Here is a 21,763-nt window from a genome sequence, read left to right on the forward strand (position 1 = left end):
AATTTTCGTGAGAAGTATTGCGACGCCAACAAAAAGGCCGCTGTCGCGAGGACAGCGGCCACCCTGGAGTCGAATCCGGTGTTGCAGTGCAGTATCAGATATCTCCGGCGCTGGAGGTCTCGTCGCGCTTCTGGCGCGGCGGCAACGGCTGTTCGCCGTGCACCAGGAACCACACGTTTTCGGCGATGTTGGTGGCGTGGTCGCCCACGCGTTCCAGGTTCTTGGCCATGAACAGCAGATGGGTGCACGGGGTGATGTTGCGCGGGTCTTCCATCATGTAGGTCAGCAGCTCGCGGAACAGCGCGGTGTACTGCGCATCCAGGCGGGCATCGTCCTCGCGCAGTTCCAGCGCGGCATCGGCATCGTTGTCGCGGTAGGCGGCGATGGCACGGCGGACCTGCTGCGCAGCCAGACGGCCGAGCGCGCGCAGGCCCTGGATCTGTGGCAGCGGCGGCACCTTGCCCAGCGCGATGGAGCGCTTGGCGACGTTGGCCGCGTAGTCGCCGATGCGTTCGATGTCGGCCGGAATGCGCAGGCCGGCAAGGATCTCGCGCAGGTCGCGCGCCATCGGGCCACGCAGCGCCAGGCGCATCACGTCGTGGCTGATCTGCTGTTCCAGCGCATCGATCGCTTCATCGTTGGCGATGATGCGGTGGGCGGCGTTCTCGTCGCGCTTCTCGATGACGTCCATCGACGCCTCCAGCTGGGCGACGGCCATCTCGCCCATGCGCACGATTTCGGCCACCAGGCGCTGCTGCTCTTCGTCGTAGCTTTTGACGATGTGGTCGTTGGGAAGGTTCATGGTCTGCAATCCAGGTAGAGCCAGGCCGCGCCTGGCTGGGACATGTGGCGAAGCGTCAGCGCCGGTCAGCCAAAGCGACCGGTGATGTAATCCTCGGTCTGCTGCTTGGACGGCTGCGAGAAGATCACTTCGGTGCGGTCGTGCTCGATCAGGTCGCCCAGGTACATGAAGGCGGTGTAATCGGACACGCGCGCGGCCTGCTGCATGTTGTGGGTGACGATCACGATGGTGTACTCGTGCTTCAGTTCTTCCACCAGCTGCTCGATGCGGCTGGTGGAGATCGGGTCCAGCGCCGAGGTCGGCTCGTCCAGCAGCAGCACCGACGGGCGCAGGGCCACGGCGCGGGCGATGCACAGACGCTGCTGCTGGCCGCCGGACAGGCCCAGCGCGCTCTGGTTGAGCTTGTCCTTCACTTCGTCCCACAGCGCGCCCTGGCGCAGCGCGTGCTCGACACGGTTGGCCATGTCCGCCTTGGACAGCTTCTCGTGGTGGCGGATGCCGTAGGCCACGTTCTCGAAGATGGTCATCGGGAACGGCACCGGCTTCTGGAACACCATGCCGACCTTGCTGCGCAGGCGGTTCATCGGGTACTTCGGCGACAGGATGTTCTCGCCGTCGAGGATCACTTCACCGCGCGCTTCCAGCTTCGGGTACAGCGCGTAGATGCGGTTGAAAATGCGCAGCAGGGTCGACTTGCCACAACCGGAGGGGCCGATCAGTGCGGTCACGCGCTTTTCCGGGATCTCCAGGTTGATGCCCTTCAGGGCGTGGAACTTGTCGTAGTAGAAGTCCAGTCCACGCGCGGCGAGCTTGACCGGTGCCGGAGCGTGCAGGTTCTCGTGCGAGGCCGGCACCACGATGCGCTGCATCGGCACGGCGTTGGAAAGGTCGTTCATGGCGGTATCCACGGAAAGGTCAGTCATGGGAGATACGGTTGCGCAGCAGGATGCCGCGCGCAGAGAGGCTGACCAGCAGCACGAACACGGTCAGCACCAGCGCGCCGGCCCAGGCCAGCACCTGCCAGGATTCATACGGGCTGCCGGCGAACTGGTTCATCACCACCGGCACCGAGGCCATCGGCTGGAACACGTTGCTGTTCCAGTACTGGTTGCCGAAGGCGGTGAACAGCAGCGGTGCGGTCTCGCCGGAAATGCGCGCCAGCGCCAGCAGGATGCCGGTGATGATGCCGGCCGAGGCACTGCGGTACAGCACCTGCACGATCACCTTCCACTGCGGGATGCCCAGCGACAGGGCGGCTTCGCGCATCTGCGAAGGCACCAGGCGCAGCATCTCGTCGGTGGTACGCACCACCACCGGCAGCACGATGAAGGCCAGCGACAGCGCACCTGCGAAGGCGGAGAAGCTGCCGCCGGTCTGCATCACGTACAGGGTGTAGACGAACAGGCCCAACACGATGGACGGCGCCGACAGCAGGATGTCGTTGACGAAGCGGACCACGGTGCCGGCCTTGCGGGCGTTGCCGTACTCGGCCAGCCAGGTGCCAGCGAGCACACCCAGCGGGGTGCCGATGCCGATCGCCAGCGCACACATCACCGCACTGCCGAAGAAGGCGTTGGCCAGACCGCCTTCCTGCATCGGCGGCGGTGTCATCTTGGTGAACAGATCCAGGTTGATGCCGGCCAGGCCCTTGGAGGCCAGGGTGAACAGGATCCAGCCGAGGAAGAACAGGCCGAACAGCGCGGTGGCGCAGGACATCGCGATGGCGATGACGTTGCCGATGCGGCGGCGCAGGTACAGGGAGTCAGCGGTGCTGGACATCAGTTGCCCTCCTTGCGGGACAGGCGCATCAGCATCAGGCGGGCGATGGCGAGCACCACGAAGGTGACGATGAAGAGGACGAAGCCGAGCAGCAGCAACGCCGAGCGGTAGGTTTCAGTGGCTTCGCCGAAGTCGTTGGCGATCAGCGCGGCGATGGTGGTGCCCGGTTCCAGCAGCGACGGCGACAGGCGCACGCTGTTGCCGATCACGAAGGCCACCGCCATCGTCTCGCCCAGTGCGCGGCCGAGGCCGAGGAACACGCCACCGATGACCGCCGAGCGGGTGTAGGGCAGGACGATGTCCCAGCTCACTTCCCACTTGGTCGAACCCAGCGCGTAGGCCGATTCCTTCAGGCGCGTCGGCACGGTCAGGAACACTTCGCGCATCACCGAGGAGATGAAGGGGATGACCATGATCGCCAGCACGAAGCCGGCGGTGAGCATGCCGATGCCCAGCGGCGGGCCCTGGAACACCGGGCCGATGATCGGCCATTCGCCCAGGGTTTCGTTGAGGAACGGGGTGACGTACTCGGTCATCACCGGCACCAGCACGAACAGGCCCCACATGCCGTAGATGATCGAGGGAATGCCTGCCAGCAGTTCGATGGCGGTACCAACCGGGCCACGCAGCCAGCGCGGTGCCACTTCGGTGAGGAAGAAGGCGATGCCGAAGCTGACCGGCACGGCGATGACCATCGCGATCAGCGCGGTGACCAGGGTGCCGTAGATCGGGGCGAGGGCGCCGAACTTGTTTTCGACCGGATTCCAGTCGGAAGAGAAGAAGAAGCTCAGGCCCTGCATCTGCAGGGCATGGCGACCACCCCACAGCATCGACAGTGCGGCGCAGGCCAGCGCGATCAGGACGAAGATGACGGTGCCGACCAGCACCCATCGGAACAGTTTGTCGTTGCGGGCATCACGCGTGTCACGCGTGGACGGGGCGGCTACAGGCTGGGCGATGGCATTCATGGGGACGGCAGGGCCAGGAAGGGGCGGGGCAGCACGATGTTCAGGAGACGGCGCCTGCACGTGGCGGGCACCGTCGGGTCCATCACTTCAGTTCGGTCGCCCAGTAGGCTTCGATCTGCTTGACCAGCTCGGCCGGCAGCGGCACGTAGTGCAGTTCGTTGGCCTGGGTCTGGCCGCTTTCGAAGGCCCACTTGAAGAAGGCCAGCGCATCCTGGTTGCGCTTGGCATCCTTCGGCTTCTTCTGCATCAGCATGAAGTTGGTGGCGGTGATCGGCCACGCCTGCTCGCCCGGGGCGTTGGTGATGACCAGGTTGAAGTCCTTGGCGCTGGCCCAGTCGGCGCTGGCAGCAGCGGCGGCGAAGGTTTCAGCATTCGGCTGCACCCAGGTGCCGGCAGCGTTCTGCAGCGAGGCGTACGGCATCGCGTTCTGCAGGGCGTAGGCCAGTTCGACGTAGCCGATGGAACCCTTGATCTGCTTCACGTACGACGCAACGCCTTCATTGCCCTTGCCACCCACGCCGTCCGGCCACTGCACCGAGGTGCCTTCGCCGACCTTGCTCTTCCACTCCGGGTTGACCTTGGACAGGTAGTTGGAGAAGTTGAAGGTGGTGCCCGAACCGTCCGAACGGTGGACGATGGTGATCTTGCCGTCCGGCAGGGTCACGCCCGGGTTGGCGGCGACGATGGCCGGGTCGTTCCAGGTCTTGACCTTGCCCAGGAAGATGTCGGCGAGCAGGGCGCCACTGAGGCGCAGCTTGCCGGCTTCCAGGCCGTCGATGTTGACCACCGGCACCACGCCGCCGATGGCCGACGGGAACTGGGCCAGGCCGGCCTGGGCCAGCTCGTCGCTGCTCAGCGGCTTGTCCGACGAACCGAAATCAACGGTACCGGCCTTGATCTGGGCGATGCCACCGCCGGAACCGATCGACTGGTAGTTGATCTTGGCGCCGGTGGCGGTGTTGTAGTCGGCCGACCACTTGGACACCAGCGGGAAGATGAAGGAGGCGCCAGCACCGGAGACCTCAGCGGTCACCTTGTCGCCGGCAGCGGCCGGAGCAGCGGCGCCGTCAGCGGCCGGCTGCTGTGCGGCCTGCTTGTCGCCACCGCAGGCAGACAGGCCCAGGGCGATGGCCAGGGAAAGGGCGGCAAGGCTGGCCGAGTGCAGTTTCATGGTCACTCCATAGCGGGGTAGAGCCGACGGTGTCGGCGGATGCGGCTATGAAATGATGTTTTTGTTACAACCGTATGACGTCCATGACAGAGGTGTCCTGGATCACGTTCTGGCAAGGGTTTCACAGGGTTGGCCGGCCCCCGGCGGGGGCCCGGAGACCACGGAACTGCGCACCGATATGACGATGGAGGCAGGGTAGAGCCGAGCCCATGCTCGGCTGCCCGCGAGGGCAGGCCAGAAGAAGCCGAGCATGGGCTCGGCATCTACAGATGCTCCTGCATGACCCCATCGCCGCAACAACACATCAACGGAAGCGCAGCGCCTTTCACGACCAACCCTACAAAAAAGAAGAGCGCCGGACCCCGAAGGATCCAGCGCCCGGTGGGGCCGGCGGGGGAGAGAGGACCCGCCGACCCCGTTCCTGCGGGGGAACGCCTTGCAACGAAACTCAGTACTTCAGGTTCTGCGTCCAGTAGGTCTCGATCTGGCGCACCAGTGCGTCCGGCAGCGGCACGTAGTCCAGCTGCTTGGCCTGCGCATCGCCATTCTTGTAGACCCAGCGGAAGAACTCCTGGGTGGCCTTGGCGCCAGCCACGTTCTTCGGCTGCTTGCGCACCAGGATGAAGTTGGTGGCAGTGATCGGCCATGCGTCAGCGCCCGGGGCGTTGGTCATCACCAGGTAGAAGTCACGGGCGTTGGCCCAGTCGGCGCTGGCCGCAGCGGCCGAGAACGAGGCGTCCGACGGCTGCACGATCTTGCCGGCTGCGTTCTTCATCGCCGCGTAGGACATCTTGTTCTGCAGTGCGTAGGACAGTTCGACGTAGCCGATGCCGCCCTTGATCTGCTTCACGTAGGCAGCAACGCCTTCGTTGCCCTTGCCGCCGATGCCGGCCGGCCACTGCACCGAGGTGCCTTCACCGACCTTGCTCTTCCACTCCGGGCTGACCTTGGACAGGTAGTTGACGAAGTTGAAGGTGGTGCCCGAGCCGTCCGAACGATGGACAATCGTGATCTTGCCGCTGGGCAGGGTCAGGCCGCTGTTCAGGGCGGCGATGGCCGGGTCGTTCCAGGTGGTGATCTTGCCCAGGAAGATGTTGGCCAGGGTCGGGCCGTCCAGCTTCAGCGCGCCCGGGGCGACGCCAGCGACGTTGATCACCGGCACCACGCCGCCGATCACCGACGGGAACTGGGCCAGGCCGGCCGCAGCCAGCTCTTCCGGCTTCAGCGGCGCATCGGACGAACCGAAGTCCACGGTCGCAGCCTTGATCTGGGCGATACCACCGCCGGAACCGATCGACTGGTAGTTGACCTTCTTGCCGGTGGCGGTGCTGTAGTCGGCCGACCACTTGGACATCACCGGGTAGATGAACGAGGCGCCCGCGCCGGTGACATCGGCGGCGTTGGCGGCGAACACGGACGACGCGGCCAGAATGGCGACGGCGGCGCGCGACTTGAAGGCGTGGATCACGGGAGAGACTCCTGGGGTGGTCGAGGGGCGGCTGCCCGACGTTTCGGTGCACATTCCATAACGGTTCCATGACACGCCCGCGTCTGTCATATGACGCGGACGTGACAGCCGTCATGGCGGTGCTCCGGCCTCCCTTTCAGAGCCCGCGCAACGCCTCTGGAACGGCATAGCGGCCGTCGCTGGGCAGCAGTGTCCAGCGCTGCGCCGGTGCCGTCGTGTCGGTTGCATGGCAGTCGTCGCCCGCAGCGACGCTGATCGTATCGATGCGCTTTTCGCGCACCAGGATCGGTGCCAGACCCGCGGAAGTGCTATTGCCCATTTCCAGCGTGCGCTCGAAGCGGCTGAACTCGCCGGCGCAGCGCGTATCCCATTCGCCGCGACTACCGCTGACCGCCAGCGGCGCAAGCACCCGGCGCAGTTGCCAGCCATCGCGCACGAACAACTGCAGTTCGGTCTGCGCGAACGGGTTGGGCCCTGAGCTGCCGCTGTAGTCCATGCGCACGCCAAACGCGCGGGTGGCCGGGTCCAGCTGCCAGCGTGCGGTGTCCAGGTGGAGCCCGGTGAAGCGCAGCGCATCGCTGCTGACCGCATCGGCCACACGGGTCCAGGCCAGCGGCCGGCCACTGGCGGTGTCGATCAGCAACAGATCCAGGTCGCCGCCGCGCACGTCTTCCGAGGCTGGCTCTGTCCATTGCGCGACGGCCAGCAGGGTCGTGCCGGGTTGCGCGGGCCACGCACGGCAGGCGCTGCTGTCGGCATCGGTAAAGCGTGCCGTCACTGGCAAGGCGCCAGCCGGCAACTGCCGATACGCGGCCTCGCGCACGGCCTCTGCATCGTCACAGGCGAGCGCGGTGGCGGGCAGGGCGGCGAGCAGGGCAGCGAGCAGGGCAGCGCACAGCAGGCGGCGCAGGCGAAGGGAAGTGGGCATCCCAAAGGTCCATGTCGACAGGGCAGGGCATCATCGCGCGGCCACCGCCTGCCCACAACGACGAAGGCACGGCCGGAGCCGTGCCTTCGTTCGAACGCGTGCTTCCGGTCTTACCAGAAGAACTGCGCGCGGGCTTCCAGGATGTTCGGATCGTCGTTGACGAAGCCACGGGCGCTCGAGCTGTACTTCTTGCTGTCGACCATCACGTAGTTCAGCATCAGCTTGAAGTTCGAGCGCCAGTACCAGTTGGCGCCGACGGTCCAGATGTCCATCTTGCCGCCGAGCACGCCATCGACGATCGGCGGACGGCCGGCCACCGGGTTGGCGGCGAGGTTGCCGTCGTTCAGGTCCATGTGGTCGTAACGCACGCCCAGCTGCCACTGGCCGCCGGCCGGGTTGTTCGGCAGGCCGGTGCCCGGGGTGCCGCCCTTGTAGCTCCAGCTTTCGCCGGTGACATTCCACACGCCGCTGACGTAGTAGCCGTCACTGGTGTAGTTGTCGTTGGCCATGCGCTTGGCCTTGCTGGTGTAGTACTCGGCCTGGGCCTTGAACGGACCCTGGAAGTACATCGCTTCGGCACCGATGGTGCTGACGCGGTCGGTGTCGACCAGGTTGCCGCTGTCGACCAGGCGCGCGGTGGCCAGGTCAGCGTTCGGGCGGGCACGCACGCGCAGGGTGTCCGCGTCGGTGTCGTAGTTCACGTAGCTCAGGCCGAAGTGCAGGACCTGGCCCTTCTCGTTGATCGGGGCCCAGGTACCACGTGCGCCGTAGCCGCTGCCGTGGGCCAGGTTGCGGGTCAGTTCGCGGCCGAAGGCGCTGGCGGTGACCGACCAGTTGTCCTGGCCGTAGCTGTAGGCACCGCCGAGGCGACGGGCGACGGCGTAGGTGTTGGTGACCGCAGCCTTGGAGATGAAGTCGTTGTTCTTGGTGCTGGACAGCTCTTCCAGGCTGTTGGGCTGCTTGAACTGGCCGACCTGGATGAAGTGGTTGGCGTTGCCCAGCAGCTTGTACTTCACGTTGGTGTCGAGGAACTTGTCGGCCTTGGCGTCATAGCCGACCACCCACTCCACGTTGCCCGGGCCCTTGCCCTTCAGCACCAGCTCGGCGCGACGCAGTTCGAATTCGCTGTTCTTGCCGTTGCCGGCGTCACCGCCGTTGAGGTCCACGACGTCATTGTCGTACCAGTTGCCGTCGGCCTGGACCAGGCCTTCGAAGGTGATTTCCGAACCGCCGATCACATCGATGGCGACTTCGGCGTGGGCGGCCGGCACATACAGCGCAGCAGCCACGGCGACCGTCAGGAGTTGGTGATGCAGTTTCATGGAGAGGAGCCTTGCAGGCAGGTGGGAAGATGCGCGCAGGCTAAAACGTGAAGATTGCGTAAATGTGACAGTTCGCGCACGGCCGCGATCCGCCGCAGGCCCCGTCACGGCTGGGCCTGCCATTGAAACCGGTTACGTATGACGCCCGGATTGCGTCCCGGTTGCAGTAGATCCACGCCCTGCGAGGATGGTGTTTCCGTGCATCCACGTCATGCGCGGATGCCGCCATCACTCGGCGAGGGTCTTGTCCTTGAACCGGCAGAGATCGGCAATCACGCACCCCGGACAATCCGGTTTGCGCGCTTTGCACACGTACCGCCCGTGCAGGATCAGCCAGTGATGCGCATCGAGCAGGAACTCGGCGGGAATCGCTTTGACCAATCGATCTTCGACCTCGCGCACGTTCTTTCCTGGCGCAAGTCCGGTGCGGTTGGCGACGCGGAAGATATGCGTGTCCACCGCCATCACCGGTTCGCCGAAGGCGGTGTTGAGCACTACGTTGGCGGTCTTGCGACCGACACCGGGCAGTGCTTCCAGTGCATCGCGATCGCGTGGCACTTCGCCGCCGTGCTTCTCCAGCAGCAACGCGCAGGTGGCGATCACGTTCTTCGCCTTTGCGTTGAACAGGCCGATGGTGGCGATGTACTTCTTCAGTCCCTCTTCGCCCAGGGCGAGGATCTTCGCCGGCGTGTTGGCAACCGGGAACAGGCGACGGGTGGCCTTGTTGACGCCGACGTCGGTGGCCTGCGCCGACAGTGCGACCGCCACCAGCAGTTCGAACGGCGAACTGTATTCCAGCTCGGTCTTCGGATGCGGGTTGAGTTCGCGCAGGCGGGTGAACATTTCCACCACGTCGGCGCGCGGCATCGTACCGCCGCGGCGCGCAGGTGCGCGCGCGGTCTTCTTCGCGGTCGCCATTACTGCTCCTTGCCGGCGGCGCGGGCCTTGGCCCGGGCGAGGATGGCGGCCGCTGCCGCGGGCAGGGCGGGTTTGGCGTCCGGTGCCGGCGCGGGCGTGCGACGTGCATCACGCTCGGCCTCGCGGCGGGCCAGGCGCACCGCGCGTGCGCGGAAACGTTCGCGCGCGGCCCAGGCACGCTGCAGTTGCAGCTGCATCTGGCAGAGGCGGTCGGGCAGGTCCGGATGATCGGGCAGCAGCCGGTCATCGCCAGCGCGCACGACGTAGTCCATCAGTCCAGCCTGCAGCGCGCCATCGGGATCGTCTGCCTGGACCCGGGCGAACAGCAGCACGGGGTTGGGTCGGGATGCCATGGCAATCAGCGGTTCTGGAAGGCGGGTGGACGGCGCTGCAGGAAGGCGCTGGTGCCCTCGCGCATGTCCTCGGTGGCGAACAGCAGGCCGAACTGCGCACTTTCGTATTCCAGGCCGGCGTCCAGGCTGCATTCGCCGCCCACGTGCACTGCGTCGAGCAGGCCGCGCAGCGCCAGCGGCGCCGACTGTGCCAGCTGCCGGGCCAGGGCCTGTACGCGGGCGTCCAGCTCGGCGGCGGGCACCACCTCGTTGACGATGCCCAGGGCCAGCGCGCGCGCGGCGTCGATCGGGGTGCCCAGCAGGCACAGCTCCAGCGTGGCCGCGCGGCCACACAGGCGCAGCAGTCGCTGGCTGCCGCCGAAGCCGGGAATCAGGCCGAGATTGATCTCCGGTTGGCCGACCTTGGCCGAATCGGCCGCGATACGCAGGTGGCAGGCCATGGCCAGTTCCAGCCCGCCGCCCAGCGCAAAACCGTTCACGCGGGCGATCACCGGCTTGGGCATGCGTTCGATGCGGCGCATCAGGGCCTGGCCGAGCAGGGAGAAGTCACGTCCCTGAACCGCGCTCAATGTGTTCATTTCCGCGATGTCGGCCCCGGCCACGAAGGCCTTGGGGCCTGCGCCGGTCAGCACCACCACCCGTACCGCCGGATCTGTGGCCGCGTCGCTGAACGCCTCGTCCAGAGCCTGCAGGGTCGCGGCATTGAGGGCGTTGAGCTTGTCCGGTCGCTGCACGGTAATGGTGCGGATGGCATCGTCGTCGCTGACGTCGACCGGGTGGGGAGTGGGGGCCTCGGCCACGGGAAACTCCTGGAACGTTAAAAAAAAGTGAGATTGAACTCTGTAAACGCAGACAGGTCATAGCCTGCGTGGTGAGTAGCGGTTACACGTTGTGGCCGTTATCCTAACCCGTCGCCTCAGGGCGGCGCAGAACGTCCCTGAGTTACCACCCCTGGAGAACTGTTTGATGAAGTTGCGTTCTATCGCGGTCGCCGTCGCGGCCCTGGCCCTGACGGGCAATGCCTTCGCCCAGGACATCGCGTCCGAGAAGGGCAAGCTGAGCTACTACTTCGGTTACGACTACGGCAACAACCTGGCGGAGCTGACCGGTCGCGGTGAGCAGCTGGACATCAACTCGGTGGTGAAGGGTCTGCAGGACGCCTACGCCAAGAAGCAGCCGGCGATCACCGCCGAGCAGCTGAAGCCGGCCGTTGAAGCGTTCCAGAAGCGCGAGCAGGGCCGTGCCCAGGCCGCCAAGGCCGAGTACGAAAAGGCGGCTGCCGACAACAAGACCAAGAGCGATCAGTTCATGGCGCAGAACAAGGCAAAGGCGGGCGTGCAGACCCTGCCGAGCGGCGTTCAGTACCGTGTGATCGAAGCCGGCAAGGGTGCCAAGCCGACCCAGGCCAGCACCGTGCAGCTGGAAGTGGCCGGTCCGTTCCCGTACGGCCAGCGTCCGACCGAGGCTCGTCCGGCCCAGCAGATTCCGTCGATCAAGGTCAGCGAAGTCGAAATGAAGGCCATGCGCGAGACCCTGCTGCAGATGCCGGCTGGCTCGAAGTGGGAAGTGTCCCTGCCGCCGGATCAGGCCTATGGCGCCGACCCGCGCACCCCGTTCCCGCCGAACGTGGCTGTGCAGTTCGAGATCAAGCTGATCAGCGTCAAGTAAGAAGAAACTGCATCAACATCAACGCGCCGGTGATCCCACCGGCGCGTTTTTGTTTCTGCAGCATGCAGCAGCCGTATGGGCCCCATCCCAAATCCGGTCCATTCGCGCTACTGTTGACCGGTGCAAATAATGGAAGAAACGGCGCGTGCTGTCGCAAGTCCCTGCATCAACGTGTGCAAGCTGGATCGCAACCGGCTGTGCGCCGGCTGCGGGCGGCATATCGACGAAATCGCGGGGTGGTCGTCGATGAGCGACAGCGAGCGCACCCACATCCTGCAGCGCGTGCTGCCATTGCGGCAACAGCTGCAGCAGTCGCTGCGAGGCTCGCTGGCCGATCATGAGCGCCTGCTGCGCGCCCTGCACCCGCTGGCCGAGCCGCCGGCAGGCGACGGCTGGAACCGCAGTGAACTGGATGATCTGCTGCCCCCGGGCCCACCGGTCGAGGCGGCGGTGCTGGCCGGCATCGTGCCGCGTGCCAACGGTGCGCAGGTGATCCTGACCCGGCGTACCGAAACCTTGCGGCAACATGGTGGCCAGGTCGGTTTTCCCGGTGGCCGTACCGAGCCGGATGATCGTGATGCGCTGGCCGCCGCACTGCGCGAAAGCCAGGAAGAAATCGCATTGGCGCCGACGCAGGTGCAGGCACTGGGTTATCTCGATCCGTTCGTGACCATCACCGGCTACCGGGTCACCCCGGTGGTGGCGGTGATCGATCCTGACTTCGTGGCGGTACCGCAGCCCAGCGAAGTAGCCGAGGTGTTCGAAGTGCCGCTGGACTACCTGATGGCCGCCGACAACCTGCGCCAGGTCGAAATCAACCATCGCGGCCGCGTCCGCCACGTCCTCGAATACGGCTGGCCCGGCCAGCGCATCTGGGGCGCCACTGCGGCCATCCTGTACAACCTGCGTCGCCGCCTGGAGCAAGTGCAATGAAATCGATCGACCCGCCGTGGACCACCCTCGTTGATGTTGCGACCCTGGCTGCGGCCCTGGGCGACGGAGTACGCGTGGTCGATGCCCGCGCAACTGCAAGCACGGTCGTACGCGTGGTCGATGCACGTGCATCGCTGGCCGATCCGCAGGCAGGCAATGGCCTCTACGCACAGGGACATATTCCCGGTGCGGTGCATGCCGATCTCAACCGCGACCTGTCCGACCTTGCACGGGTCGGCCATGGCCGCCACCCACTGCCGGACAGCGATACGTTCGCCGCGCGGCTGGGGCACTGGGGCATCGGCCCCGATACGCAGGTGGTCGTGTATGACGGCAGCGATGGCAGCATGGCCGCCGCGCGCCTGTGGTGGCTGCTGCGCCTGATCGGGCACACGAAGGTGGCCGTGCTCGATGGCGGCATCGCCGCCTGGCAGGCCGCCGGCCAACCGCTGGCGACCGGCAGCAGCGAAGTCGCGGCGTTGCCGGCGTATCCGGGGCGTTTCGATACCAGCCAGGTTGCCAGCGCGGACGAGATCGAATCGCGTCTCAAGCACGCACCGGGCTGGCTGGTCGACGCCCGCGCAGGCGAGCGTTTCCGTGGCGAGGTGGAACCGCTGGATCCGGTGGCCGGCCATGTGCCGGGAGCGGTCAATCGACCGTTCGCATTGAACGTACTGGACGGCCGACTGCGCGACGCACAGGAACTGCGCGCCGAACTGCAGGGCGTGATCGGCAACCAGGATCCCCAGCGCGTGGTGCTGATGTGCGGCTCGGGCGTGACCGCCTGCCATCTGCTGCTGGCGATGGAAAGCGCGGGCCTGTCCGGCGCGCGCATCTATGCCGATTCCTGGAGTGGCTGGGTCAGCGACAGCAGCCGCCCGGTCGCTACCGGCGCCTGAAGCCGCTTCCTGGACCTGCGCCACTGTAGAGCCGAGCCCACGCTCGGCTGCTTCCGCCTGCAATGCCGTGGAACTGCACCATCCAAGCCGAGCATGGGCTCGGCTCTACGGGACGCGTGCATTGCCTGGCAGCATCACCCCAGCGGCTGCAGCGGCACCTTGGCCAGGATCCGCTGCCACGGGAACAACGGGCCCGGATCGCGCTTGCGCGCCACGGTCACGGCCGGGTCGTCACTGGCAGGTACCTGCTCCAGGTCCAACTGGTCGTGGCCGGCGATCTGCCGCAGCGAGGGGTACTGCAGCACCAGCGCCTGCAGCAACCGTTCCAGCGCCAGCAACTGCGCTTCGGTGTAGGGCTCGTCCATCGCCTGGTGGCGGCTGTCGAGCCAGTGCGGGTAGCGCCCCGAATTGACCAGTTCGATGCCCACCGAGTCGGCATTCATGCCGCGCACGTGGTGGGCGATGCGCTCCGGCGCCACGTACTGCACCACGCTGCCGTCGCGGTCGATGTAGAAATGCCCGCTGTTGCCGGCGCCGCTGTCGTACAGCACGCGCTCGCCGTACTCACGGGCAGTCGCCAGGTCGGGCAGTTCGGTACAGTGGATCACCACCATCGCCAGGCTGGATGGATCGCGCACGGGCAGGCGGTCGTGGTAGGGCAGCGGCTGCAGCTGCAGGCCGGGCAGGAGCGGGTTGGGCATGCGGCGATGCTAGCATTGCCGAATGAAACTGCCTTCCTTCCTGCTGTCGGTCCGCTCCGTGGGAGCGCACGCATGAGCCGCGGTCACTGCATCCTGTCGCACGGTTTCGAGAGCGGCCCGGAGGCGACCAAGGTCACCGCCCTGGCCGAAGTCGCCGAGCGCCTGGGCTGGACCCATGAGCGCCCCGATTACACCGACCTGGACGCGATGAGCGAGGTCAGCCGCGTTGGCGACGTGCGCACCCGCCTGCAGCGCCTGATCGAGCGCACGGCCACTGCCGCCGCGCAGGGTCCGGTGGTGCTGGCCGGCTCCAGCCTGGGCGCCTACATCTCCGCCATTGCCTCGCTGCAGGTGCCGGTGGCCGGCCTGTTCCTGATGGTGCCGCCCACCTCCATGGGCCCGATGCCGGCGCTGGATGCCGCGCCGGTGCCGACCACGGTGGTACAGGCGTGGCATGACGAGGTGGTGCCGGCCGCCGGGGTCATCGCCTGGGCGCAGGCGCGCTCGGCGCAGCTGCTGCTGGTGGACGACGGCCATCGCCTGGAAAACCACGTCGAGGCCTCCGCGCAGGCCTTTGAGCGCCTGCTGCGGCAGCTGTGAAGCCCGGGCGCACGGCGCGCCCGCCCGCATTGACTACAATGGCAGCCCCGCCGCCCATGGCGCGGGCCTGCCGGCCGTGCCTACGGCCCTCCCTTCCGAATGGCCCGGCTCCCTGCCGTGCCTGACCACCTGCGAACCGATCCCGTGAAATTTTTTGTCTCCTGCGCCAAGGGCCTGGAATACCTGCTTGCCGATGAGTTGTCGGCCCTCGGCCTGGAAAAGGCCACTGCCACCATCGCCGGCGTCAACGCCGAGGGCGAACTGGAGCAGGCGCTGCGGATCGTCATGTGGTCGCGGCTGGCCAGCCGCGTACTGTGGCCGATCGACGAGTTCGAATGCCCGGACGAGCAGGCGCTGTATGACGGCGTGCGCGCGCTGCCGTGGCACGAGCACATCAAGCCGGAGATGACCCTGGCGGTGGACGCGCACGTGTCCGGCGACAAGATCACCCATGCCCGTTTCGCCGCGCAGCGGATCAAGGACGCCATCGTCGATCGCATGCGTGACGAAGGGCTCGAGCGCCCCTCGGTCAACACCGATCTGCCGGACGTGCGCGTCAACCTGTCGCTGCGCAAGGGCCGCGCCTCGCTGTCGATCGACCTCGGTGGTGGCCCGCTGCACCGCCGCGGCTGGCGTGGTGCCGCGCATGACGCGCCGTTGAAGGAAAACCTGGCTGCCGCGCTGCTGATGCGTGCGCAGTGGCCGCGCCTGCATGCTGCCGGTGGCGGCCTGCTGGATCCGATGTGCGGCAGCGGCACCCTGCTGATCGAAGGCGCGCTGATGGCCGCCGACGTCGCTCCCGGCCTGATGCGCCATGGCAGTCTGCCGCCGAGCCGCTGGTTGGGCTTCGACAAGGCGGCCTGGAAAACCATCCAGAGCGAAGCGCGTGATCGCGAAGCGGCCGGCTTGGCCGCGCTGAAGCCGGTCGTCCACGGCAGCGACATCGACCCGGTGGCGATCCAGGCGGCGCGCGAGAACGCGGAAGTGGCCGGCGTCGCCCATGCCATCCGCTTCACCCGCGCCGATGTGGCTGACCTGCCCACCCCGGAGCAGGAGATCGGCGCGGTGGTCTGCAACCCGCCGTATGACGAACGCCTGGCCGCCGATCCGGCGCTGTACCGCAAGCTCGGCAATGCCCTGCAGAAGGCGGTGCCGCAGTGGCGCGCCAGCCTGCTGTGCGGCAATGACGAACTGGCCTTTGCCACCGGACTGCGTGCCGGCAAGAAATACCAGATGTTCAATGGTGCACTGGAATGTGCACTGATCGTCTGCGATCCGATCGCGGTGCCGGGTCGCGATCCGGCACAGGTGCGCGAGCTGAGCGAAGGCGCGCAGATGGTGGCCAACCGCCTGCGCAAGAACCTGAAGAAGTTCAAGAGCTGGCGTGCCCGCGAGAACATCACCTGCTTCCGCGCCTACGACGCCGATCTGCCGGAGTACGCGGCCGCCATCGACGTCTACGAGGAAGACGGCGGCCAGCGCCGCACCTTCCTGCATGTGCAGGAATACGCCGCACCGGCCGCGATTCCCGAGAACGACGTGCGCCGCCGCCGCAATGAACTGCTGGCTGCTGCGCGCGAGGTGTTCGCCGTGCCACCGGAACAGGTGTCGATGAAGTCGCGCGAACGTGGCAAGGGCGGCAGCAAGTACGGCCGTTTCGAGCAGCGTGATGAGTTCCTCGTGGTACGCGAGAACAACGCGCTGCTGCAGGTGAACCTGTTCGATTACCTCGATACCGGCCTGTTCCTCGACCATCGCCCGCTGCGCCGCCTGATGGCCGAGCAGGCGCGCGGCAAGCGCTTCCTCAACCTGTTCTGTTACACCGGCGTGGCCAGTGTGCAGGCGGCGGTGGCCGGTGCGGCCAGCACCACCAGCGTCGACCTGTCGGCGACCTACCTGCAGTGGTGCTACGACAACCTGGCCTTGAACGGGCAGGGCGGCAACCAGCACCTGCTGGTGCAGGCCGATGCGATGGCCTGGCTGGAAGGCGATCGCGGCCAGTACGACGTGATCTTCTGCGACCCGCCGACGTTCTCCAACTCGGCCCGTGCCGAGGACTTCGACGTGCAGCGCGAACAGGTGAAGATGCTGCGTGCGGCCGTCGCCCGACTGGCGCCGGGCGGCGTGCTGTATTTCTCCAACAACTTCCGCCGCTTCAAGCTGGAAGAGAACGCCATCGCCGAATTCGCCCAGTGCCGCGAGATCAGCGCCAGCACCATCGGCCCGGATTTCGAGCGCAACGCACGCATCCATCGTGCGTGGGAGTTGAAGCGCCTGGCGTGAACCGACGTCCGGGGTCGGATCCCCTGCGCGCAGCGCAGGGGCTCTGACCCCATCAAGGTCGGTGGATCCACGCCATGCATCGATGGCGGTACGTGCCTCGGGTCAGAGCCCTTGCGCTGTGCGCAAGGGATCCGACCCCGGTGGCTTCGGTTACACCAACGCCACCACCAGCCCGATCACCGGCAACGCGACCGCCAGCGGTGCGATCCATTTCGGCCGGTACGGATACAGCGCGAACGCCAGCACGATGCCACCCAGCGTAAGCGCGCCGAGCCACAGCACCGGGCCCATTGCCCAGCCGTGGTCGAGCACACACAGCGCGAACGCCACGGTCAGCAGCAGCCAGCCCAGCACCCGCCATTGCGTGCGCCGTAGCGGTGACGCCGCTGCCTTGCCGTGCAGTTCCTGCTGGTGCTTTTCCATCGCCAGCGACAGCGCGGTGAACGCTGTGAACGACAACCCCAGTACCAGCAGCATCATGCGCTGGCCTCCGCTTCCACTGCATCGGCCGGTGCCTTCGTCGCTGCAGCGGCCGCCGCGCGCTTCTTCTTCTCGGCCGCAGTCAGCGGTGGCGTCCAGCGCTGCATGCGCCAGCCGCACAGGGCCAGCATCGCGCCGAAGGCGATCATCGACAGGTCGAAACCGGCCAATGCCCAGTCACCGTTGAACAGGGTCACGCCCAGGTGTGCGTGCGTGGTCAGCGCGTTCACCAGCGGAATCAGCACGAACGCGGCCGCGCCGATGTAGAGCTGCCACGCCCACATCATCCGCTTGGGCCAGATGAAGGCCGCCAGCAACGAGGCGCCCCACGCGTAGAAGAACACGTTCGCCTCGGCATTGGAGCGCTCGGCCAGGCCCAGCGGCAGCAGCCGGTTGCCCCAGAAATAGGCGGCAAAGGCGATCGGCAGGCCGGCCACGGCGCCGATGTTCAGTGCATCGACCAGGCGCAGGCCGAAGCCGGTGCGACCACTCTTGGCATGCTTCGGGCGCTCCTTCACTGCCCACAGCACCACGCCGCTGGCCACCATCAGGCAGCCGGTCAGGCCGGACAGGAAGAACAGGGCGCGCAGGCCCCAGTCGGCGAAGCGGGCCAGGTGCAGGCCATACAGCACGCCACGGGTGGCGGTGGCGCCACCGGAAGGCGGGGTTTCCTGCAGCAGCGCGCCAGTGACCATGTCATAGCGCAGCGCGGGGGTATCGATGGACAAGCGCTTGCCATCGCGCTGGCGGATGTCGATCACCGCGTTGGCGGCACCGGGGTTGGCGACGCTGAAACCGGCTACCTCGGTCCCGTGCCAGTGCGTGCGGGCACTGTCCAGCAGCTGTCGCATCGGCAGCGGTGCGGCCTTGCCTTCGGCGGGCGCGGTGACTTCGGGCAGGCCACCGAAGGCCTCCGCGTAGAAGGCATCCTGGTCGGTGCCGTAGGCCGCGTTCACTCCCCACGGCAGGTACATGATCATCAACGTGACGATGCCGGTGTAGGTGATCATCGCGTGGTAGGGCAGGGCCATCACCGCGCTGACGTTGTGGAAGTCCAGCCAGGAGCGCAGGCCCTTGTCCTTCCGGAAGGTGAAGAAGTCCTTGAAAATCTTCTTGTGGGTGATCACGCCGGTGATGATCGCCACCAGCATGAACATCGCGCAGAAGCCCACCAGGTAGCGCGCCCACAGCACGGGAATGTAGTGCAGGTCGAAATGCAGGCGGTAGAAGAAGTCGCCGCCACGGGTCTCGCGGGCCTTCAGCTCGGTGCCGGTGTTGGGATCCAGGGTGGCATCGCCAAAGGCGCCGCGGCGTCCCTTGCTCGGATCGGCCAGTGCCTCTGGCAACCGCCAGAACATCTGCATGGCCGGATTGCGTGGCTGCGGCAGGGTGACGAACCAGCTCTCGGCTTGTGGTGCATTGGCCAGCAGGTAGTCGGCCGCGCGCTGCGCCGCTTCGTCGGTGCTGACCGCGCTGCGCGGCAGTTCCGGGCGCATCCAGCGGCTGATTTCCTCGCGGTAGTAGCTGGCAGTGCCGGCCATGAAGATCAGCAGCAGCAGCCAGCCGACCAGCAGGCCGGTCCAGGTGTGCAGCCAGGCCATGGATTGGCGGAATCCATTCTTCATGCCCACGCTCCCAGCAGGCGCGAAATGCAGGCCATCAGCAGGGTGGGGGCGAGAATGCCGACCCAGGCGCGCAGCGCACTGCGGGTGGCGAACGCCCACAGCGCCGCGCAGGCGGCGACCAGGATCGCCAGCAGCATGCCGGTCAGCACAGCCTGGCCGCGCGCGCCCGGCAGGGCCAGCGCGCAGAACACGGTGGTCATCGAGGCAAGCGCGTAGCCGCCGAAGATGGCGGCCAGCGATCGGGACAGCACGCCCCATCGCGGGTTGGCGAAGAAGGTGCTGGGGCGGGGGCTGGCGGTTGCGGGCGAGCGGTCCACGGCGGTCCTGCAGGTTGAATGAAAGAGGACCGGCGCACCGAAGCGCGCCGGGGTTGGCCATCCGTGGCCGGTGCCGGTCGCAGAACCGGCGCCATCCATCAGATCGTCAGAGCTTCCAGCGCAGCGTCATCATCACGTTGCGCGGTTCGCCCCAGTACACGCCGTCGTAGAAACCGACGCGGTTGTAGTACTTCTTGTCCAGCAGGTTGTTCACGTTCACCTGGGCGCTGAAGTTCTCGTTGAAGCGATAGCCGGCCGACAGGTTGAGCAGGTAGATGTCACCCTGTTCGATCGCCACGCGGTCGCGCTTGCCGCTGACCAGGAAGTCCTCGCGCGGCTTGTTGCTCAGGCTCCAGATGCCGCTCTGCCAGGTCGCGCCACCACCGATCCAGAAGCGGCCTTCGGCACCACCCGGGCGCCAACTGGCGTTGAGGCGGAACAGATCGACTGGAACGGTGGTGTTCTGGCGAACGCCCAGCGCATTGCGGCTGACGGTGTGGGTGAACCCGGTCGACAGGTTCCAGTGCTCGCCCAGGCTGCCCTGCGCCTCGATTTCCCAGCCCTTCACCTTGTTGCCCTTGCCCGTTGAGCGGTAAGCGCTGATGCCACCGGGCAACGAGTTTTCCGGCACCGAATCATCGAGCTCGGCGACGTTGTCCTTCTCGCCCTTGAACACCGCGACCGAGGTGTTGAGCAGGCCATCGAAGAACTCGGCCTTGAGCCCGGCTTCCCACATGTCACCGACGACCGGTTCGAGGTAGTTGTTGGCCTTGTCGCGGTAGTTCTGCGGCTGGAAGATGTCGGTGTAGCTGACGTAGCCGCTGAAGTAACGGTTGAAGTCGTAGATGAAGCCGGCGTACGGGGTAAGCGAGTCGTCGGGCTTGTAGCCACCGCGCGCGGTACCGGTCAGGCGCCCGGCGTCGTCGTGGATGTAGTTCCAGCTGCGTGTTTCCCAGCTGCCGTAGCGGGCGCCGAGCACGGCGGTCAGCGGCTCTGCCAGCTGCAGGCGCGCGGCCAGGTAGGCGGCATGCTGGCGCAGTTCGTCTTCCGAGGCGAGATAGCCCAGGCGGGTGACCTGCAGCGGTGCGATGTCGCCGTTCCAGCTGCGCCAGTCCGGCACGCGGGTGTAGCTGTCCGGGTAGTCTGCGGTTTCACTCGCAGGCACTTCGCCCTTGCGCACCGACTGGCCGAAGCCGAATACCAGTTCGTGTTCGCGGCCGAACAACTGGAACGGACCGCCGACGTTGAAGTCGAACACCTGCATGTCGCCGTTTTCACCGAAGCTGCCGACGAAGGCAGAGATGCCGCTGCCATCGGCACGCGGGTAACCGGACGCGCCATACCAGACCGCGCCGTCGGTCTCGCGCTTGGAGCGGGTATAGGCGAATTTCGCGGCCCAGCCATGGCCCAGCTGCTGTTCGAGGCGGGCGAACGCGCTCTTTTCGATGATCGGCCAGCTGCTCCAGCGCGCCGACAGGTTGGTCGAGCGCGGCAGGTTGGCCGGCTTGCCATCGGCGCCCCAGTACGGCACCACGCCCCAGGTCACGCCGGTGGTGCGCGGCGACTGGTACTCGTAGCCAGCTTCCAGCAGGGTGGTGTCGGTGATGTCGGCCTGGACGATGCCGTAGAAGACGTCCTTGTCCAGCTTGTACACATCGCGGAACGAATCGCTCTGCTGCTTGGCGGCGACCACGCGGGCGCGGATGCGGCCATCCAGGGCGATGGGGCCGCCGAGGTCGGCTTCCAGGCGCTGGTTGCCCCAGCGCCCGAGCGTGAGGTTGGCGCTCATCTGGAACGTATCGGTGGGGCGCTTGCGGACGAAGTTGATGGTGCCCGACGGATCACCGGCACCGGTGGTCAGGCCGGTGGCACCACGCACCACTTCGATGCGGTCGTAGATCACGCTGTCGGTGTTGGTCTTGATGTAGCCACCGAAGGTGTTGAGCATGCCATCGACCTGGAAATTGGTGATGTTGTACCCGCGCGAAACGTAGTTGATGCGTTCGCTGTCGGTGACCGATACCGCCACGCCGGTCACCTGGCCCATCACGTCGGACAGGGAGAACAGGCCCATGTCGTCCAGCCGCTGCCGGGTCACCACGGTCATCGACTGCGGGGTGTGGCGCAGCGACAGGCCGAGCTTGGTCGCCGTGCTGGCCCGCTTGACGGTGTAGCTGTCGGCAATGTCGCCATCGGCGGTTACCTGGACGGTGTCCAGGGTGCGCGCGGACGGGTCGGCAGAACCTTCCTCAGCGTGTGCCAACGGTGCGGTCAACAGTGCGGTCACGGCCAGGGCCAGCAGGGTTGGGCGGGGAGTAGTCAGGAGCGAAGCCATCGGTGCGATTCCATGCAGGACAAAAAACAGGCGATGGCAAACGCACCCATGGCAGCCATGCGCTCCGCGCACGTCACCCAGCGTGATTCCCATCGACGGTGCGCCACCTGCGGCAGGCAGGCGACCCAGTGGTCGGGGGATGTACACGGGCGAAGTGCGGGTGGGCGCGTGCTTCCGTGCCCCGCTTGGCTAAGCGTACAACCGATCAGTAAA

At 66.6% G+C, this 21,763-nt stretch carries 21 protein-coding genes; 5 read left to right on the plus strand and 16 right to left on the minus strand.

Annotated features, from left to right (window positions below):
* Nucleotides 1–94: 94 nt before the first annotated feature.
* The 11 genes from phoU to CR919_RS10520 all read right to left on the minus strand — a co-directional run bounded on the left by phoU (nucleotide 95) and on the right by CR919_RS10520 (nucleotide 10,509).
* On the minus strand, nucleotides 95–802 hold the full coding sequence (phoU, locus tag CR919_RS10470; protein WP_049465163.1) for a phosphate signaling complex protein PhoU: 708 nt from the start codon (nucleotides 800–802) through the stop codon (nucleotides 95–97).
* A 65-nt stretch (nucleotides 803–867) separates the two neighbouring features.
* A complete protein-coding gene (gene pstB, locus CR919_RS10475) occupies nucleotides 868–1,698 on the minus strand; it encodes a phosphate ABC transporter ATP-binding protein PstB (RefSeq protein WP_099819983.1) in 831 nt (276 codons plus the stop codon).
* A gap of 19 nt (nucleotides 1,699–1,717) precedes the next feature.
* Nucleotides 1,718–2,581 carry a phosphate ABC transporter permease PstA gene (pstA, locus tag CR919_RS10480; RefSeq protein ID WP_032951813.1) on the minus strand — a complete coding sequence of 288 codons (864 nt, stop codon included), beginning with the start codon at nucleotides 2,579–2,581 and terminating at the stop codon, nucleotides 1,718–1,720.
* A complete protein-coding gene (gene pstC / locus CR919_RS10485; protein WP_025875378.1) occupies nucleotides 2,581–3,549 on the minus strand; it encodes a phosphate ABC transporter permease subunit PstC in 969 nt (322 codons plus the stop codon). Before pstC ends, pstA begins: the two co-directional genes overlap by 1 nt.
* Nucleotides 3,550–3,631: 82 nt before the next feature.
* The gene (pstS, locus tag CR919_RS10490) at nucleotides 3,632–4,720 is read right to left on the minus strand and encodes a phosphate ABC transporter substrate-binding protein PstS (RefSeq protein ID WP_099819984.1); all 1,089 of its coding nucleotides are present in this window, start codon (nucleotides 4,718–4,720) and stop codon (nucleotides 3,632–3,634) included.
* Nucleotides 4,721–5,168: 448 nt separating this feature from the next.
* On the minus strand, nucleotides 5,169–6,188 hold the full coding sequence (gene pstS / locus CR919_RS10495; RefSeq protein ID WP_025875374.1) for a phosphate ABC transporter substrate-binding protein PstS: 1,020 nt from the start codon (nucleotides 6,186–6,188) through the stop codon (nucleotides 5,169–5,171).
* A 136-nt stretch (nucleotides 6,189–6,324) separates the two neighbouring features.
* A complete protein-coding gene (locus tag CR919_RS10500; RefSeq protein ID WP_099819985.1) occupies nucleotides 6,325–7,116 on the minus strand; it encodes a hypothetical protein in 792 nt (263 codons plus the stop codon).
* A 110-nt stretch (nucleotides 7,117–7,226) separates the two neighbouring features.
* Nucleotides 7,227–8,438 carry an OprO/OprP family phosphate-selective porin gene (locus CR919_RS10505; RefSeq protein ID WP_099819986.1) on the minus strand — a complete coding sequence of 404 codons (1,212 nt, stop codon included), beginning with the start codon at nucleotides 8,436–8,438 and terminating at the stop codon, nucleotides 7,227–7,229.
* 228 nt (nucleotides 8,439–8,666) lie between these two features.
* On the minus strand, nucleotides 8,667–9,356 hold the full coding sequence (gene nth / locus CR919_RS10510; RefSeq protein ID WP_099819987.1) for an endonuclease III: 690 nt from the start codon (nucleotides 9,354–9,356) through the stop codon (nucleotides 8,667–8,669).
* Nucleotides 9,356–9,709 (minus strand): hypothetical protein, encoded by a 354-nt coding sequence (locus CR919_RS10515; protein WP_099819988.1) that lies wholly within the window; start codon nucleotides 9,707–9,709, stop codon nucleotides 9,356–9,358. Before CR919_RS10515 ends, nth begins: the two co-directional genes overlap by 1 nt.
* A 5-nt stretch (nucleotides 9,710–9,714) precedes the next feature.
* Nucleotides 9,715–10,509: an enoyl-CoA hydratase-related protein gene (locus CR919_RS10520; protein WP_099819989.1), complete on the minus strand. Its 795-nt coding sequence runs from the start codon at nucleotides 10,507–10,509 to the stop codon at nucleotides 9,715–9,717.
* Nucleotides 10,510–10,675: 166 nt separating this feature from the next.
* On the opposite strand from CR919_RS10520, the gene CR919_RS10525 reads away from it, so the two are divergent.
* The 3 genes from CR919_RS10525 to CR919_RS10535 all read left to right on the plus strand — a co-directional run bounded on the left by CR919_RS10525 (nucleotide 10,676) and on the right by CR919_RS10535 (nucleotide 13,209).
* Complete coding sequence (locus CR919_RS10525) at nucleotides 10,676–11,377, plus strand: FKBP-type peptidyl-prolyl cis-trans isomerase N-terminal domain-containing protein (RefSeq protein ID WP_089239934.1); 702 nt, start codon at nucleotides 10,676–10,678, stop codon at nucleotides 11,375–11,377.
* A 129-nt stretch (nucleotides 11,378–11,506) separates the two neighbouring features.
* The gene (locus CR919_RS10530) at nucleotides 11,507–12,310 is read left to right on the plus strand and encodes a CoA pyrophosphatase (RefSeq protein WP_099819990.1); all 804 of its coding nucleotides are present in this window, start codon (nucleotides 11,507–11,509) and stop codon (nucleotides 12,308–12,310) included.
* Nucleotides 12,307–13,209: a sulfurtransferase gene (locus CR919_RS10535; RefSeq protein ID WP_099819991.1), complete on the plus strand. Its 903-nt coding sequence runs from the start codon at nucleotides 12,307–12,309 to the stop codon at nucleotides 13,207–13,209. Before CR919_RS10530 ends, CR919_RS10535 begins: the two co-directional genes overlap by 4 nt.
* A gap of 134 nt (nucleotides 13,210–13,343) precedes the next feature.
* Here the strand turns inward: CR919_RS10535 and CR919_RS10540 are convergent, their stop codons facing one another.
* On the minus strand, nucleotides 13,344–13,910 hold the full coding sequence (locus tag CR919_RS10540) for an N-acetylmuramoyl-L-alanine amidase (RefSeq protein ID WP_089239939.1): 567 nt from the start codon (nucleotides 13,908–13,910) through the stop codon (nucleotides 13,344–13,346).
* A 72-nt stretch (nucleotides 13,911–13,982) separates the two neighbouring features.
* On the opposite strand from CR919_RS10540, the gene CR919_RS10545 reads away from it, so the two are divergent.
* Both CR919_RS10545 and rlmKL read left to right on the plus strand, forming a co-directional pair.
* On the plus strand, nucleotides 13,983–14,510 hold the full coding sequence (locus tag CR919_RS10545; RefSeq protein ID WP_099819992.1) for a hypothetical protein: 528 nt from the start codon (nucleotides 13,983–13,985) through the stop codon (nucleotides 14,508–14,510).
* 144 nt (nucleotides 14,511–14,654) lie between these two features.
* Nucleotides 14,655–16,793, plus strand: a complete 2,139-nt coding sequence (gene rlmKL, locus CR919_RS10550; protein ID WP_099820201.1) for a bifunctional 23S rRNA (guanine(2069)-N(7))-methyltransferase RlmK/23S rRNA (guanine(2445)-N(2))-methyltransferase RlmL — start codon at nucleotides 14,655–14,657, stop codon at nucleotides 16,791–16,793.
* Between the two features lie 150 nt (nucleotides 16,794–16,943).
* Here rlmKL and CR919_RS10555 read toward each other — a convergent pair whose 3' ends face one another.
* The 4 genes from CR919_RS10555 to CR919_RS10570 all read right to left on the minus strand — a co-directional run bounded on the left by CR919_RS10555 (nucleotide 16,944) and on the right by CR919_RS10570 (nucleotide 21,550).
* Nucleotides 16,944–17,273 carry a DUF3325 domain-containing protein gene (locus CR919_RS10555; RefSeq protein WP_099819993.1) on the minus strand — a complete coding sequence of 110 codons (330 nt, stop codon included), beginning with the start codon at nucleotides 17,271–17,273 and terminating at the stop codon, nucleotides 16,944–16,946.
* On the minus strand, nucleotides 17,270–18,898 hold the full coding sequence (locus CR919_RS10560; RefSeq protein ID WP_099819994.1) for a PepSY-associated TM helix domain-containing protein: 1,629 nt from the start codon (nucleotides 18,896–18,898) through the stop codon (nucleotides 17,270–17,272). The genes CR919_RS10555 and CR919_RS10560 overlap by 4 nt, the downstream gene beginning before the upstream one ends.
* Nucleotides 18,895–19,215 (minus strand): DUF3649 domain-containing protein, encoded by a 321-nt coding sequence (locus CR919_RS10565; protein ID WP_099820202.1) that lies wholly within the window; start codon nucleotides 19,213–19,215, stop codon nucleotides 18,895–18,897. The genes CR919_RS10560 and CR919_RS10565 overlap by 4 nt, the downstream gene beginning before the upstream one ends.
* Nucleotides 19,216–19,321: 106 nt before the next feature.
* A complete protein-coding gene (locus CR919_RS10570; RefSeq protein WP_099819995.1) occupies nucleotides 19,322–21,550 on the minus strand; it encodes a TonB-dependent siderophore receptor in 2,229 nt (742 codons plus the stop codon).
* Nucleotides 21,551–21,763 lie beyond the last annotated feature (213 nt).

Origin of the sequence: Stenotrophomonas sp. LMG 10879, from assembly GCF_002750935.1 — a bacterium.
Lineage (GTDB): Bacteria > Pseudomonadota > Gammaproteobacteria > Xanthomonadales > Xanthomonadaceae > Stenotrophomonas > Stenotrophomonas lactitubi_B.

What these genes read in the sequence shown, in the direction of transcription:
- CR919_RS10540 (WP_089239939.1), bottom strand. Translation starts at nt 13,910, where the DNA reads ATGCCCAACCCGCTCCTGCCCGGCCTGCAGCTGCAGCCGCTGCCCTAC.
- pstB (WP_099819983.1), bottom strand. Translation starts at nt 1,698, where the DNA reads ATGAACGACCTTTCCAACGCCGTGCCGATGCAGCGCATCGTGGTGCCG.
- CR919_RS10560 (WP_099819994.1), bottom strand. Translation starts at nt 18,898, where the DNA reads ATGAAGAATGGATTCCGCCAATCCATGGCCTGGCTGCACACCTGGACC.
- CR919_RS10545 (WP_099819992.1), top strand. Translation starts at nt 13,983, where the DNA reads ATGAGCCGCGGTCACTGCATCCTGTCGCACGGTTTCGAGAGCGGCCCG.
- phoU (WP_049465163.1), bottom strand. Translation starts at nt 802, where the DNA reads ATGAACCTTCCCAACGACCACATCGTCAAAAGCTACGACGAAGAGCAG.
- CR919_RS10555 (WP_099819993.1), bottom strand. Translation starts at nt 17,273, where the DNA reads ATGATGCTGCTGGTACTGGGGTTGTCGTTCACAGCGTTCACCGCGCTG.
- pstS (WP_099819984.1), bottom strand. Translation starts at nt 4,720, where the DNA reads ATGAAACTGCACTCGGCCAGCCTTGCCGCCCTTTCCCTGGCCATCGCC.
- CR919_RS10530 (WP_099819990.1), top strand. Translation starts at nt 11,507, where the DNA reads ATGGAAGAAACGGCGCGTGCTGTCGCAAGTCCCTGCATCAACGTGTGC.
- nth (WP_099819987.1), bottom strand. Translation starts at nt 9,356, where the DNA reads ATGGCGACCGCGAAGAAGACCGCGCGCGCACCTGCGCGCCGCGGCGGT.
- pstC (WP_025875378.1), bottom strand. Translation starts at nt 3,549, where the DNA reads ATGAATGCCATCGCCCAGCCTGTAGCCGCCCCGTCCACGCGTGACACG.
- CR919_RS10505 (WP_099819986.1), bottom strand. Translation starts at nt 8,438, where the DNA reads ATGAAACTGCATCACCAACTCCTGACGGTCGCCGTGGCTGCTGCGCTG.
- CR919_RS10515 (WP_099819988.1), bottom strand. Translation starts at nt 9,709, where the DNA reads ATGGCATCCCGACCCAACCCCGTGCTGCTGTTCGCCCGGGTCCAGGCA.
- CR919_RS10525 (WP_089239934.1), top strand. Translation starts at nt 10,676, where the DNA reads ATGAAGTTGCGTTCTATCGCGGTCGCCGTCGCGGCCCTGGCCCTGACG.
- pstA (WP_032951813.1), bottom strand. Translation starts at nt 2,581, where the DNA reads ATGTCCAGCACCGCTGACTCCCTGTACCTGCGCCGCCGCATCGGCAAC.
- CR919_RS10500 (WP_099819985.1), bottom strand. Translation starts at nt 7,116, where the DNA reads ATGCCCACTTCCCTTCGCCTGCGCCGCCTGCTGTGCGCTGCCCTGCTC.
- CR919_RS10535 (WP_099819991.1), top strand. Translation starts at nt 12,307, where the DNA reads ATGAAATCGATCGACCCGCCGTGGACCACCCTCGTTGATGTTGCGACC.
- CR919_RS10570 (WP_099819995.1), bottom strand. Translation starts at nt 21,550, where the DNA reads ATGGCTTCGCTCCTGACTACTCCCCGCCCAACCCTGCTGGCCCTGGCC.